This window comes from uncultured Methylibium sp. (assembly GCF_902826655.1).
In the GTDB taxonomy this organism is placed as follows: Bacteria; Pseudomonadota; Gammaproteobacteria; order Burkholderiales; family Burkholderiaceae_C; genus Methylibium.
In genome coordinates, this window is the sequence record NZ_CADEFR010000002.1 from 49,970 (window position 1) to 63,727 (window position 13,758).

A 13,758-nucleotide genomic window follows, 5' to 3' on the forward strand; every position below is an offset into this window, starting at 1 on the left:
CGTGGGCGCCGGCGACTCCATGGTCGTTGCTCGGGCTCGTCCTGTCGGTCGTCCTGGTGATCTTCGCCGCCGATCTGATCGTGCTGACGGTCACCGAGCGATGGTGGCATCACGGCCTCGGTGAGTGGACCGAGATCCTGGTCGACGATGCCGCGCTGAGCCTGCTGTGCGCTGCCGTGCTGGTACCGGTGCTCAGGGGCTGGCAGCGGCGGGCTCACCTTGCCGAGCGGGCGATGGATATCGCCAGCGACGGGTTCGTGGTGATGGACATGCACAAGCGGGTGGTTCGTACCAACGAGGGCTACCGTGCGATGCTCGGCCGTGCCGGGGAAAGGTTGTCCGGAAGGAGCCTGTCCGAGCTCTCGCATCGCGACGCCGCGACCACGATCGACGAGCAGTTGGAGGAGGCACGTCGCCTGGGGGTGAACCGCAGCTTCTCCTTGCAATCGCGTGTCGACGGCAGCAGCCTGCCGGTGCAGATGACCACGGCCTGGCTCGCCGACCTCGGCTGCTTCGCCGCCTTCGTTCGCGACGAGTCCACGCGCGTCGAGGCCGAGACCCGGCTGCGCGAACAGGCCGCCGCGACGCGACGCCTGCTGGATGCGATGGCCGAAGGTGTGCTCGGGTTCGATGACCAAGGTCGCTGCAGCTTCGCCAACCGTTCGGCAGCGCGCATGCTCTGCCATCGCAGCCCCGCTGCGCTGGTGGGCCGCGGGGTGACCAGCTTCTTCGCCGCCGGGTCGCCGGACCGCGAGCTCGTGTGGCTTCGGACCGCCGAGCAACTCGGCAGCCGGGAGCTTTCGATGCGCCGCGCGGACGGCACCGTTCTCGCCGTCGACTGCAGCTGCCACGCCCTCGAGCACGACGACCGATCGTCGGGCCACGTCGTCACCTTCATCGACATCGGCGAGCGCATCAGCGCCCGGTCCGAACGCGACCGGACGGCACGGCAGTTGCGCGACACCTTCGAGCTCGCACCGGTCGGCATGGCCCGCATCGCGCTCGACGGCCGCTTCGCCGAGGTCAACGGAGCGCTGGCGGAGACTCTCGGCCGGACCCGGGACGAGCTGCTGGCCCTGCACTGGCAGCAGGTCACCCGCCCCGAAGACCTCCCTCCCGAAACCGCCCGCATCCGGCGACTGCTGCGCGGCGAGGAACCCCGCTACTCGATCGAAAAACGCATGCTGCGCGGCGACGGATCCGTGATCTGGGTGCTGCAGGCCGTGACGCTGGTGCGCGACGCCGACGATCGTCCGGACTATCTTGTCGCGGTCACCAAGGACATCAGCGCGCGCAAGCAGGCCGAGGCCGCGGTCAGGGCCGCCGACGTGGCGCTGAGGGCGAATGCCGCCAAGACACAGTTCCTCTCGCGCATGAGCCACGAGTTGCGCACGCCGCTGAACGCCGTGCTGGGGTTTGCCCAGCTGCTCCGGCTGGACCGCCAGCATCCTCTGCCTGCCGAGGCTGCGCATCGCGTCCAGATGATCGAGCAGGCCGGCGCTCATCTGCTCGCGTTGATCGGCGACGTGCTCGACCTCTCCCGCATCGAAGCCGGCCAGCTGCAGGTCTCACCCGAGGTGGTGGACGTTGCCGAAGTCGCCGCAGAGTGCAGCACCATGTTGCGCGCGCAGGCGGACGCCAAGGGCGTTGATGTTGTTCTGCAGGGCCACGGCGCGGACGGTTCGCCGCGCGCGCTGGTTCGGGCTGACCGCGTCCGGCTGCGCCAGGTTCTTCTGAACCTGCTGTCCAATGCCATCAAGTACAACCGCCCTGGCGGCAAGGCCAGCGTCGAGTGGAAGCCGCAGGAATCCCATTGCGAGATCCGCGTCGTCGACAACGGCGTCGGCATGAGCGACGCCCAGCAAGCTCATCTGTTCGAGCCCTTCAACCGCCTTGGCGCGGAGCGCTCCGGCGTCGAGGGCACCGGCATCGGCCTCGTGCTCGCACGCCATCTGGCGCAGTTGATGGGCGGAGACCTCGGCGTGCAAAGCCGCAGCGACATCGGCACCACCGTGACCCTGACGCTCGACGGGGCAGAGCCGACCGCCGCAGGCATCGACGATACGCACCCGACGACCTTGCCGGCGTCGCTGGGCCACTTGCGCGTGCTCTATGCCGAAGACAACCAGGTCAACGTCGAGATCGTTCGTGGCGCCCTGCAGGCCCGACCGGCCTTCGCGCTCCGCGTGGCCAGCTCCGGCTCGCAGGCCCTCGCCCTGGCGCGTGCTGATGTGCCCGATCTGATGCTGGTCGACATGCATCTCGGCGACACCACCGGCCTGGAACTGGCCACGGCGCTGCTCGCGGACCCGCGAACGCGAGGCATCAGGTTGGTGGCCCTGTCCGCGGACGCGCTGCCGGCCCAGATCGATGCCGCCTTGCGGCTGGGCTTCGAGGCCTATCTGACGAAACCCGTGGACGTTGCGCAACTGCTGCGCGTGCTCGATGGTGCGGCCGGTGGCTGACAGTCGGCTCGGGCTCGACCTGAGGCCCGCCTGGCGGCGCATTCCGCGCGCAGTGTGGGTCCTTGGCGGGGTCAGCCTCTTCATGGACATGTCGTCCGAACTCGTGCATGCCATCCTGCCGGTCTACCTTACCGGGGTGCTCGGCCTGTCGGTGCTGGCCGTGGGGCTCATCGAGGGCATCGCCGAAGCCACGGCCTCGATGCTCAAGGTGGTGTCGGGTTTCGTCTCCGACCGCGTCGCTCGGCGCAAGCCGCTCGCCCTGCTCGGCTACGGACTCGCAGCGCTGACCAAGCCGGTGTTCCCGCTGGCCGAGTCCGCCATCGGCGTGGTCACGGCGCGTTTCGTCGACCGCATCGGCAAGGGCATCCGCGGCGCGCCGCGCGACGCCATCGTCGCTGACGTGACGCCCGTCGCCCTTCGCGACGCCGCCTATGGCTTGCGCCAGGGCCTGGACACCGTCGGCGCTTTCCTCGGCCCGCTGCTGGCCATGGTGTTCCTGTGGCTGTGGGCTGGCGACATGCGCGCCGTGTTGTGGGTGGCGGTGGTGCCGGCAATGATCGCTGTCGCCTTGCTGGCCTTCGGTGTCGACGAGCCCGCAGCGACGGTGATCGAACCCGCATCCGCTCGACCGTCGCGGCCAGACTGGACGAGCCTGTGGGCGGGGGTGCGCGAGCTGCCGGCCTCGTTCCGCCACCTGCTTGTGCTGGCCGCCCTGTTCGCGCTGGCGCGTCTGTCGGAGGCCTTCCTGGTTTTGCGGGCTCAACAGGACGGGTTGGCGCTGGTCTGGATCCCGCTCGTGCTGATCGTCATGAGCGTCACCTACTCCCTGGTGTCGTACCCGGCCGGCGCCTATGCGCCACGGCTCGGCCGGCGCACCTTGTTGGCCGCTTCGCTGCTGGTGCTGGCCGCCGCCCAAGCCGCACTCGCGTGGTTGCCCGGCAGCGCAGGGCTCTGGCTCGGCGTGGTGCTGTACGGGCTGCACATGGGCTTGTCGCAGGGCGGCTTGGCGGCCGCCGTCGCAGAGCAGGCGCCTCCGGAACTGCGGGCCACGGCCTTCGGCTTGTTCCACTTCGTCACCGGGCTCTTCCAGCTGGTGGGGGCAGCACTGGCGGGATGGCTGTGGACCCGGTACGGCAGTGCGGTGGCTTTCGCGTCCGGCGCCATATGGTCGCTGCTGGCGATGAGTGCGCTGGCGATAACGCGTACAACGCACGCGCCGGCGCCACAGCCCTGAACGGGTCCGCCTTCGGTGTCGACGACCTGACGGCGCACATACGGATCGTTACCGGCTCCTTGCGCACGTTAAGGCCGACCTAAGCCGGCGACCACGAACCTGCCGGAGCGCGTCGCAGCGCCTGCCGCCGCGCGCACCCGACTCATCCGAAGGAGAACATCATGCGAAGCATTCATTCGATCGGCCGCGTCGCGATCGCCATCCTCGCCGTCTCGTCCCTGGTTGCCGCCTGCGGCGGCGGCAGCAGCGCCACGCCCGCCGCCGCTTCCAAACCGACCACGGCCGTCTACTTCACCGACGACTTCTCCGCGGCCTACGATGCGGTGTGGCTCAGCATCACCCGCGTGACCGTCGTCAGCCCGGGTGCGGAGACGGAACTCGTGGCGTACGCGCCCGCCAGACTGATCAACGTGCCCACTCTGCGCCGTGCTGGCACGCTGGTCGCTACCACTGTCATTCCCACCACTGCGACGGCTTTGCGCGTCTACGTCGACCCGCAAGCCCGCCTTCAGAAGACTGACGGCACGCTGATGGACGTGAGCCTCGTCGCGCCGAATGGCCGGCTGGAGTTCCAGCTCGACAGCTGGAATGCCTCCTCCGGAGCGCTGGCGCTCGACTTCGACCTCCCCCGCTTCACGCTCCAGGGCAACACGCTGGTACCGGCCACCCGTCTGGCCAACGCCAGCGACTACGGTGGCTGGAACCGCCGCGACGCCGAGGTCAAAGGCACGGTGGCGCAGGCCGGCGCGACCAGCCTCGTCATCGACACGAAGTCGATGGGACGGCGCACCGTCGCGATCGACGCCAACACCACCTTCGTATCCAGTCGTTCGAACAGCTGGAGACCAGCGTTCGGAGACAGCGTGGAAGTCAAGGTTGCCGTGGCCGGGCAGGGAGCGGACGGCCTCCAGTTCACGGCGCAGGTCATCGAGGATCGAAGCGCCGCCGCCCCGAACACCATCAAGGTCGAAGGAAGAATCAAAGCCGTCAACGGCACCGTCGTCACCGCGTCGATCGACCACAGCGAGGACAGCGCCGCGCTCGGGATGCTGAGCTTCGACACCGCGGGCGCGACTTTCACTCGCGGCAAGGTCGCAGCGCTCGCGGTCGGCGTGCGCATCGAGGCATACCTGACTCAGGGCGCCACCGCATGGACAGCGAACGTGGTGGAAATTGAAGGTGCCTCCAAGGAGGGCAATCGAGGAGACGCACAGGTCTATGCCGAACTGCAGGGGCACATCGTCTCGGTCGCCGGCACCGCCGTTGTGGTGAGGGTCATCCATCAGGAGCACCTCACCGGCATCGCCGCCGGAAGCAACGTGAGCATCGACCTCGCCGGCGGGCGCTTCGACAGCGGGGCCGTCAGCTGCCTCGCGGCCGGGCTGCCCATCGAGATCAAGGGCTCTGTCAGTGCCGTGGGCGCCCTGCAACCGGTGGAAGTCAGCGTCGGCGGAGCATGCGCCGCTGCGTACCCCGCCACGGACGGCGGCGACCAATCCGGCCACCAGGATCTGCCGGTGACCTCGGGCTCGATCGACGCCGAGGGCAGCATTACCGGGCTGCGCAGCGGCGAGTTCGACATCTCGGTGTTCGACCTCGACAACCGCGAATCCGCGGCGGCGGCGCTGATCGTGCGTTACAACGCCAACACCGCCTTCATCGGCATCACGCCGGCCGCGCTCGCAGTCGGCGGGTTCGTGGAAGTCAAGGGGGACCTCACCAATGGCGTCGTGACGGCAACGAGGATCGAGTTGCACTGATGTCTTCGAGCGCGGCGGCATTAAGCAACGATTAAGCCGTCGGCAGCGAAGCTACCTCCCGGCGGCGGCAACCAAGCCTCTCGCACGAATGCATCGGGAGGCCCGGGTTGCCAGAAGGTGGACTGAAGCTGGTGGTCGAGGCCGCCGATGATGCGGCACTCGATCGGCGGCTTGGCTTGAGCGTTTCGCCGTCCGTGCGGACGTCGCGTGCGACCGCGGTTGCATTGGGCATGCTCGCGTTCGCCTTCGTCTGGCTCGCTCACCTCAACTACGCGAGCCTCGTGCCTCCGACCGACGACCTGGAGCAACTCACTTGGTCGCGCTCGCTGGAGTGGGGCTACTACAAGCATCCGCCCCTGCCAACGTGGCTCCTGTGGCCGGCGCTGCGAGTCTTCGGCTGGTCGGCCTGGACCGTCTACCTCGCTGGAGCTGCCACCACCTTGGCCGCGTTCTGGATCTTCTGGCGCCTGCTGGTTCGCCTGCGCGGCGAATCCTATGCCTTGGTCGCCCTGCTCGCTGCCGCGTGCATTTCCTACTACAACGGCCGGCTCTACTACTACAACCACAACGTGGTACTTCTGCTGGCGAATGCGGCATGCGCAGCGTTGACCTGGCAGGCATTTGCGACGCAGCGCCTACGCTGGTGGGTCGCGCTCGGGCTGGCCGTCGGCCTGGGTGCGCTGGCGAAGTACCAGGTCGCCGTGACGGCGGCGAGCATCTTGGTCTTCGCCACACACCAACGTGCATGGCAGCATCGCACCCATCGACGCGGAATCGTCCTTGCCGCGCTGGTCGCGGGTTTGCTCTTCGCGCCCCATTTGGCGTGGCTTCGCACACATGGATTCGCACCGCTGCACTACGCCGTCGAGTCGTCGCTCGGTGCAAACCTCGGGCCGCTCGCGCGCATCGTCGACACCCTGAACTGGTTGCTCGATCAATTGCTCAACCGAGCGCTGCCGGCCTGGCTTCTGCTTGGTCTGGCCGCGTGGCTCGCACGCCGCGCCCCGGCCGCAGGCGAGTTCCCGATGCGCCAAGGCACGCAAGGATCTGCGGCGCGGGCGCTCTTGCTCTCGTGGGGAGCTGTGCCGCTGTTGTTCATGCCTATCGTCGGCCTGTTCGCCGGCGCGGACTTGCAGAAGCACTGGGGCACGCCGTTCCTGCTTTTCGCCGTGCCCGCAGTCCTCGAACTGGCGCCGCGGCGATGGAGGTTGCCGGCCTCCAGGGCCCCACTGCTGACGGCATTCGTCGCCGTGCAGGGACTGTTGCTCGTGTCGAGCCACCTCACCTCGCCGCTGGGCCCGCAGGCGATGCGGGATTCGCACTGGCGACACTTCGACGCGCGCCGTGCCGCCCTGGCAATCGGTGACGCAGCCAGGAATCAACTGGGCGGTCCGATTCGCGTCGTGAGTGGCCCCGCGGCCATCGCTGGCGCACTCGCATTGGAGTGGCCCGAGTCTCCGCTGGTGCTGATCGACGGTCGGCTGGACCGCAGCCCTTGGATCGACGAATCGCTGCTCCGGGCTTGCGGATGGGTCCAACTGATCGACGCAGGTGCGCCGCAGGCTGCGACACCCGTCGGTTCAGCCCTGCCCGGCTGGCGGTGGCTCGTGGTCCCACCCGAAGGTGCCGTCGCCACGAGCACGTGCAGGCCCGTAAGTCGCCGTTAAGGCCCGTTTTCCAACACTCTGGAGAAAGGGCACCACTGCCAGATGGATCAGACCTTCGTTCCGCGCATCGCGACCGCGCCAACGCCGATCGTCACCGGCTTAGCCTTTGCCTCGACCACCGCACAAAGGCCCTTCGAATCGAAGGCTCGCGACTCCAGCGCCGAACCCACTCTGTCCTGCGTGCTGCCTTGCCGGAACGAAGGGCCCAATCTGGCTCTATTGATGCCGAGGTTGATCGGCGAGGTCAGCAAGCTCTCGCACCAGTGGGAGGTGATCGTCGTCGACGACGGCAGCAACGACGACACGTCGGCCGCACTGTTCGAATGGGCCCAAGTCGATGGCATCCGCGTGATCCAGCTGTCGCGCAACTTCGGCAAGGAGGCGGCGCTGACTGCGGGCGTGAAGGCGGCGGCTGGCGACGTGGTGGTGACCATGGACGCCGACGGCCAGCACGAGCCGTCGTTGATCGCCGCGATGCTTGAGAAGTGGCGCGAAGGCGCCGACGTGGCCTATGCACAGCGCCTGCACCGCCACGACGAAAGTCTGGTCAAACGCACGGGTACGCACCTCTTCTACTCCCTACTCAACCGCTCCGACCGCTTCGACGTGCCGGCGGGCGCCGGGGACTTCCGCCTGATGGACCGCAGCGTGGTCAACGCGCTGCTGGCGCTGCCCGAGCGCAACCGATTCCTCAAGGGCCTGTACGCCTGGGTAGGCTTTCGCGCCGTAGCGGTTCCCTACTCGCCGGCACCCCGCTTGAATGGCCGCAGCCACTTCAGCTTTGCACGTCTGCTGCGCTTGTCGCTCGATGGCCTGACCTCGTTCACTACCTGGCCGCTGCGCGCCGTGAGTCTGGTCGGCTTCATGCTGGCAGTGGTCTCGTTTGCCTACGGCACCTATCTGACGGTGAGCTACTTCCTCAACGGGCACCACATCGACGGCTGGACGACGATTGTGGTCGCGCTGATGCTTTTTTCGGGCATCCAACTCGTCAGCCTCGGCGTCGTCGGCGAGTACGTCGGTCGCATCTTCGAAGAGGTCAAGCAGAGGCCGCTCTACGTGGTCAGGCGCGAAATGGGTCAAGGCATCAGCATCGGCGTCGGCGTCGGCGAACGATGACGCTGCTCCCATCGGCAAAGCGGCGATCAACCGCGGCGGTGACACTGGCCGTGGGGGCCTGGCTGACGGCATTGGCATGGACTCGACCTCTGCTGCTGCCCGACGAAGGCCGCTATGTGGGCGTGGCGTGGGAGATGTTGCGCAGCGGCGACTGGCTGACGCCGACCCTGAACGGGCTGCCGTACTTCCACAAGCCGCCGCTGTTCTACTGGATCACAGCCGTCTCAATGGGCGTGTTCGGCCCCGGCGAATGGTCGGCTCGCTTGGCGCCGCTGATCGGGTCGTGGCTTGCAGCGATGGCGGGCTTCGTGTTCACCCGCCGCTGGTGGGGCGAGCGAGCCGCGTGGCTTGCGCTGGTGTCAGTGCTGTCGATGCCGCTGTTTTACCTGGGTGGCCAATTCGCCAACACGGACATGCTGGTGGCCGGCTTGATCACGGCGGCAATCGCCATGCTGGCGCATGCGGCGCTGGAGTTCGAGGCTGGGTTGTCCCATCGGCGCGCGGTATGGCTTGGCTACGCCCTCGCCGGGCTGGCGATCCTCGCAAAGGGGTTGATCGGCGCCGTTCTCCCCGCGCTGGTGATCGCAGGGTGGCTCGTGGGCGGTCGCCGTTGGCGCACCGCGCGTGCGCTCTGTTCAGGCATCGGAGCGCTCATGTTGCTCTTGATCGCCGCGCCGTGGTTCCTGGCCATGCAGGCGCGTTTCCCGCAGTTTGTGGACTACTTCTTCGTCGTCCAGCACTTCAAGCGCTATGCAACGGGTGGCTTCAACAACGTACAGCCGTGGTGGTACTACCCGGCGGTGCTGCTGGTGTTCAGCCTGCCCTGGCTCCGCTGGCTGGGAGCGCAGCTTGGACGCGGGCGCCAGTCGGCCCCGGAGCACGACGATGTGCGGCACCTCGCGATGTGGTGGCTCGTCGTCGTTGTCGGGTTCTTTTCGCTTCCCAGGAGCAAGCTGCTCGGCTACGTGCTGCCCGCGCTGCTGCCGCTGGCGCTCCTGATCGCCGACGGCGTGCAGACGACAGATGTGCGGGTCGGTACCCCCTGGCAGCGCGCCTGGCTCTGGGCCTGCTGCGTGGGGGCGGCCATCAGTGTGGCGGCCGTGGCCACCTTTACACTTCACCCGACACGCTCGACACGCGAAATCGCCAATGTGCTGCGCCAGAAAGCGGCTCCCGGCGAACCCGTGGTGATGATCGGAGGTTACTGGTTCGACCTCCCGCAGTACGCGCACCTGCGCGAGCCTGTAACGGTCGTCGATGACTGGTCAAGGTCGGACGTGCAGCACCAAGACAACTGGCGCAAAGAGCTCGCGGATGCCGGGACGTTCGCACCGTCGCTTGCGGCAGCGCGCCTGGTGGAGCCGGCGGTCTGGTGCGCCGGACTCGCGGGCGTTGGCTCGGCGTGGGTCGTGGGGCATGCCTCCGCCACGTCTCGATTCGACTTCCTGACATCAGCCGCTGTCGTAGCGCAGGTCCGTGGCACGACCTTGTGGCGCGTGGACCGCGCCGACCCCCACGTCAAGAGCGGACTCTGCGAAGGAACACCCAGTGGCGACCGGCCCAGTAAGTGAACAAGGCGACCCCCACGAGCACGAAGCCGAGGAGCCACTCGTAGCGCAACCCACTGTGATGCAGCAACAGCGCATAGCTGAGTTCGTTGACAGCAAAGCCGGCGGCCGACACGGCAAAAAACCGTTGGGCGGACACGCCAACCGGTACGCCGTGACCTCGGTAGGTCAGCCAGTGGTGCCCCACGAACGAAACGACGACGGCGACGCCCCAACCCGCGACGTTGGCCATCAGTGGCGACCCAAGAAAGCGCTCCACCAGCAGGACGACGACCAGCCAGTGCACCCCAGCGGCAAAGCAGCCGACAAGCACGAACCACACGGGCCTGCGCCGACTCTCAATGTCGAACGAGCGGCTCATCGATCCAATGGGCAATGGATGCACGCGGAGCCCAGGCTGGGCGCCATGCTGTGCCTCGTGGTCGACGACTTCGGCCTGCACACCGGTGTCAATGACGCTGCGCAGCGGCTCACAGAACTCGGCCGGGTGCATGCGGTCGGGGCCTTGGTCGGTGCACCGGCGTTCGTGGCAGGCGGGGCCGTCCTGCGCAGGATCGACGCGGAGGGTCTCGATGTCGGTTTGCACCTAGATCTCACTGAACGCCCGCTGCTGCGCCGCTCCTCGCGGCCCTTGTCGCAGATCGTCATTGAGGCCTATACGCGCCAACTGGACAGGCGCCTGCTGCGCTTGGAGATCTGCGCGCAGCTCGATGCCTTCGAGGCCGCACTCGGGCATGGACCCGCTTTCGTGGATGGCCACCAGCACGTTCACCAACTGCCGGGCGTGCGCGAGGCGCTCGTCACTGAACTGAAGCAGCGCTACGGCGCGCGGCTCCCGTGGCTGCGGTGTACGCAACGCGTCGGCCCAGGGGCCAAGCCGTGGTTGATCTCGGCTTTGGGTGGAGCGTCGGCACGCAAGCTTGCCGACAAGAACGGGTTCGGCCGGAACCGCCGCTTGCTGGGCGTGCACAACTTTCGCTGCGGGGCGGCGAAGTACGCGCAGTTGCTCACCAACTGGCTGAGCGCAGGCCGTGACGGCGACCTTCTGATGTGCCACCCTGCCTTGGGCTCGCAGCTGCACGATCCTCTGGCTGCCGCGCGAGCAGTCGAATACAGTGTCCTGACCGGGCAGCTGTTCCTGCGCATGCTGCAGGCGCGCGGCATTTCGTTGTGGCCCATGAGCCAGATTCTGGAGAGGCTTGGAGGGTAAGTGATGGCTGCCAGCGACCGCCGCACCCGGCCCGCCGCCGCCTCTCCGTCCTCAGCGTCAGTCGTCGTCCTTCTCGCCGCGATCGGCTTGGTCGAGCTTGCTGGACAGCACCTTTCCGTCCGCGGCATCGACCTTGACGTCGAAGACCTTGTTGTCGGCCGTGACGACCTCGACATCGAACACGACGGTGCCGCGTTCGCCTTCGAGTTCGGCCTTGGTGGCCTTGCCCCCGGCTTGCGCTTCAGCCGCGCTCACCGCCTGCACCAGCGTGATCTTGGCCTTCGCCAGATCGGCGACGGCGTCGTTCTCGCCACCGGACGTCTTGGCGAATGCCAAGCCACCGGCCGTGGCGATGCCCGCGGCCACCAGCAGGGCGGGGATGGTGATCTTGCTCTTCATGATGATTCCTTTGTTTCAAGCTCGTCGAGGCGGGATTGCCTGTCGACAGGACTCAATGTCGGTGCTATCACTTAGCCCCCGCTTAGGGTCGATGCCAAAGCTGCGGGCGCTCTGGCGCGCTGGGCACTCAAGGCTTGGCGCAACACCGTGGCGGCCGGCAGCACCATGCCGCCCGGGTATGCCACTTCATAGGTGCGACCGGTCTGTTCCGACCGTGTGGCACAAAGACGGATGAAATCCTCCGCCGAATCGATCAGCGCAGACTTCTCCGCCAATTCGTGCCGCAGGAAGCGCGCCGCCGTCGGGCCTGCAACCGTCAGCGGCCCGCCGCGGACGCTCACATGCTCCAGTCCCGAAACGTGGCTGATGAGCGCGTCGATTTCCTTTGCGGCGGCGGGCGTGGGCGCCGCGGAAGACCATCCCGTGGTCGCCGCGCCCGAGAGGACGATGCTCAGGACCACGGCGATACGGCGTCGTGCAAGGGGTGCAGGCATGAACAGAACAGGCGCTCGCGGCGCGCGGGAGACTGGGGGCATCAAGGCTATGGCCGCCCAACTTAGCAGAGCCTTAAGTGCCTCGCGATCCGGTCGGCATCCCCGGCCACACATGGCCAAGCCCCCGCAAAGCGGCGAACATGAGCGATTTGGCGGCAACACCGACCAGCACCGAACACCATGAGCGTCGACGAGCCTCCCGACAAGCTAGCGGCCACCACGCCGTGGCGAGTGCGGCTGCGCGCAGCACTTCAACCGGGTCCGCAGGTCGGCGTCCCCGTGCTGATCGGCGCGGCCGCGCTGCTGAACGCGGCGCTGTACCACGCACCGTTGTTCACCTTCGCCAGTGCGAGGCTGGATGCGCTGAGCTACGGCGGCCTGCTGACGCTGGCCACGCTCTTTGTCCTGGTGGCCTTCGTCACGGCGCTGGCGCTGGCCTTCGTGGCCCTCGTGTCCCGGCGCCTCGTCAAGCCGCTGTGCATGCTCAGCGCCCTGCTCAATGCCGGCGTGCTGTACTTCATCCAGGCCTACGGCGTGCTGCTCGACAAGACCATGATGGGCAACGTGCTGAACACCGACGTGGTGGAGGTGACGACGCTGTGGCATCCGAAGCTGCTGCTCTACGTGCTCGTGCTCGGCGTGGGGCCGTGCCTGCTGTTGTCCTGGGTGCGGCTGCGACCGACGCGCCGCCCGCGGCTGGCCGGATTCGCGGGACTCGTGCTCGTGTTCGGCGTGGGCTGGATCTATGCCGCCTCGAGCACCTGGCTGTGGATCGACAAACACGCCAAGTCCATCGGCGGCCTGATCCTGCCCTGGTCGTACACCGTCAACCTCGCGCGCTACCAGAGCTCGCAGTGGGCCGCATCACGGCAAGCCGAGCCGCTGCCCGACGCCCATTTCGTCGGTGACGAAAGAACAGTCGTCATCCTCGTCATCGGCGAGTCGGCGCGGCGGCGCAACTTCTCACTGTACGGCTACGCGCGCGCGACAAACCCGGTGCTGTCGGCCTCCGGCGCCGTGGCACTGACCAACACCGAGGCATGCGCGACCTACACCACCGAGGCCCTGCTGTGCATCCTGTCGCACGACGATCCCGGCCTGCGGCTGGCCGGTTCCACCGAGCTGCTGCCGAGCTACCTGCAGCGACACGGCGTCGACGTGATCTGGCGCAGCAACAACTGGGGTGAACCTCCGCTGAAAGTCGGGACGTACGAGCGCGCACGAGACTTGGAGCGCACCTGCACCGGCACGATGTGTTCGCATGACGACCTGCTGCTCAGCGGCCTGGCGCAGCGCATCCGCAGCTCGCCGGCCCGCAAGGTGTTCGTGGTGCTGCACCAAAGCGGCAGCCATGGGCCGGCCTACAACACCAAGGTCCCGCCTTCGTTCGAGCACTTCAAGCCCGTGTGCGATTCGGTGGAACTGGACCGGTGCACACCGGAGTCGCTGCTCAACGCCTACGACAACACCATCCTTTACACCGACCACGTGGTCGGCCGTGCCATCGACTTGCTGAAGAGCATGGACGGCATGCCGGCGACGCTGCTGTACATCTCCGATCACGGAGAATCGCTCGGCGAGCATGGCCTGTACCTGCACGGCACGCCGATGGCGCTGGCACCCGACGTGCAGAAGGAGGTGCCGTTCATCGTCTGGATGTCCGAAGGTTTCCAGCGCAAGCACCGCGTGGAGGCGTCGACGCTGACCCGCACTACCGCGCATTCCCAGGGCCAGGTGTTCCACAGCGTCATGGGCGCGTTCGAGATGCGCAGCAGCATCTACCGGCCGCAATTGGACATCTACGCCGCGGGCGCCAGCGCGGCTGACGGACGCTGACCTCAG

11 protein-coding genes are annotated in these 13,758 nt (G+C 67.4%); 8 read left to right on the forward strand and 3 right to left on the reverse strand.

The features are described 5' to 3' along the window. Positions 1 to 26: 26 nt before the first annotated feature. The 6 genes from QZV97_RS01300 (at position 27) to QZV97_RS01325 (ending at position 9,816) form a co-directional block, all read left to right on the forward strand. A complete protein-coding gene (locus QZV97_RS01300; RefSeq protein WP_295637095.1) occupies positions 27 to 2,465 on the forward strand; it encodes a PAS domain S-box protein in 2,439 nt (812 codons plus the stop codon). Beyond that, complete coding sequence (locus QZV97_RS01305) at positions 2,446 to 3,699, forward strand: MFS transporter (protein WP_366558870.1); 1,254 nt, start codon at positions 2,446 to 2,448, stop codon at positions 3,697 to 3,699. Before QZV97_RS01300 ends, QZV97_RS01305 begins: the two co-directional genes overlap by 20 nt. Before the next feature lie 161 nt (positions 3,700 to 3,860). Then, positions 3,861 to 5,459 carry a DUF5666 domain-containing protein gene (locus QZV97_RS01310; protein WP_295637101.1) on the forward strand — a complete coding sequence of 533 codons (1,599 nt, stop codon included), beginning with the start codon at positions 3,861 to 3,863 and terminating at the stop codon, positions 5,457 to 5,459. Positions 5,460 to 5,590: 131 nt separating this feature from the next. Then, on the forward strand, positions 5,591 to 7,126 hold the full coding sequence (locus QZV97_RS01315; RefSeq protein WP_295637104.1) for a glycosyltransferase family 39 protein: 1,536 nt from the start codon (positions 5,591 to 5,593) through the stop codon (positions 7,124 to 7,126). Positions 7,127 to 7,168: 42 nt separating this feature from the next. Further along, positions 7,169 to 8,245 (forward strand): glycosyltransferase family 2 protein, encoded by a 1,077-nt coding sequence (locus tag QZV97_RS01320; RefSeq protein ID WP_295637107.1) that lies wholly within the window; start codon positions 7,169 to 7,171, stop codon positions 8,243 to 8,245. Continuing rightward, positions 8,242 to 9,816: a glycosyltransferase family 39 protein gene (locus tag QZV97_RS01325; protein ID WP_295637110.1), complete on the forward strand. Its 1,575-nt coding sequence runs from the start codon at positions 8,242 to 8,244 to the stop codon at positions 9,814 to 9,816. The genes QZV97_RS01320 and QZV97_RS01325 overlap by 4 nt, the downstream gene beginning before the upstream one ends. Here QZV97_RS01325 and QZV97_RS01330 read toward each other — a convergent pair. Beyond that, positions 9,764 to 10,174: a GtrA family protein gene (locus QZV97_RS01330; protein WP_295637113.1), complete on the reverse strand. Its 411-nt coding sequence runs from the start codon at positions 10,172 to 10,174 to the stop codon at positions 9,764 to 9,766. The two genes, QZV97_RS01325 and QZV97_RS01330, sit on opposite strands and share 53 nt — an antisense overlap. Before the next feature lie 45 nt (positions 10,175 to 10,219). On the opposite strand from QZV97_RS01330, the gene QZV97_RS01335 reads away from it, so the two are divergent. After that, the gene (locus QZV97_RS01335; protein WP_295637116.1) at positions 10,220 to 11,023 is read left to right on the forward strand and encodes a ChbG/HpnK family deacetylase; all 804 of its coding nucleotides are present in this window, start codon (positions 10,220 to 10,222) and stop codon (positions 11,021 to 11,023) included. 57 nt (positions 11,024 to 11,080) lie between these two features. On the opposite strand, the gene QZV97_RS01340 is transcribed toward QZV97_RS01335, so the two are convergent. Next, positions 11,081 to 11,422 carry a PepSY domain-containing protein gene (locus QZV97_RS01340; RefSeq protein ID WP_295637120.1) on the reverse strand — a complete coding sequence of 114 codons (342 nt, stop codon included), beginning with the start codon at positions 11,420 to 11,422 and terminating at the stop codon, positions 11,081 to 11,083. A 71-nt stretch (positions 11,423 to 11,493) separates the two neighbouring features. Next, complete coding sequence (locus tag QZV97_RS01345; RefSeq protein ID WP_295637123.1) at positions 11,494 to 11,883, reverse strand: DUF5329 family protein; 390 nt, start codon at positions 11,881 to 11,883, stop codon at positions 11,494 to 11,496. 213 nt (positions 11,884 to 12,096) lie between these two features. On the opposite strand from QZV97_RS01345, the gene eptA reads away from it, so the two are divergent. Continuing rightward, entirely contained in the window at positions 12,097 to 13,752 is a 1,656-nt protein-coding gene (gene eptA, locus QZV97_RS01350; RefSeq protein WP_295637126.1) for a phosphoethanolamine--lipid A transferase EptA, read from the forward strand. The last annotated feature ends 6 nt before the right edge of the window (positions 13,753 to 13,758 follow it).

Coding starts and splice junctions, on each gene's coding strand:
- QZV97_RS01310 (WP_295637101.1), top strand. CDS start 3,861: ATGCGAAGCATTCATTCGATCGGCCGCGTCGCGATCGCCATCCTCGCC.
- QZV97_RS01325 (WP_295637110.1), top strand. CDS start 8,242: ATGACGCTGCTCCCATCGGCAAAGCGGCGATCAACCGCGGCGGTGACA.
- QZV97_RS01320 (WP_295637107.1), top strand. CDS start 7,169: ATGGATCAGACCTTCGTTCCGCGCATCGCGACCGCGCCAACGCCGATC.
- QZV97_RS01335 (WP_295637116.1), top strand. CDS start 10,220: ATGCTGTGCCTCGTGGTCGACGACTTCGGCCTGCACACCGGTGTCAAT.
- QZV97_RS01340 (WP_295637120.1), bottom strand. CDS start 11,422: ATGAAGAGCAAGATCACCATCCCCGCCCTGCTGGTGGCCGCGGGCATC.
- eptA (WP_295637126.1), top strand. CDS start 12,097: ATGAGCGTCGACGAGCCTCCCGACAAGCTAGCGGCCACCACGCCGTGG.
- QZV97_RS01330 (WP_295637113.1), bottom strand. CDS start 10,174: ATGAGCCGCTCGTTCGACATTGAGAGTCGGCGCAGGCCCGTGTGGTTC.
- QZV97_RS01305 (WP_366558870.1), top strand. CDS start 2,446: ATGGTGCGGCCGGTGGCTGACAGTCGGCTCGGGCTCGACCTGAGGCCC.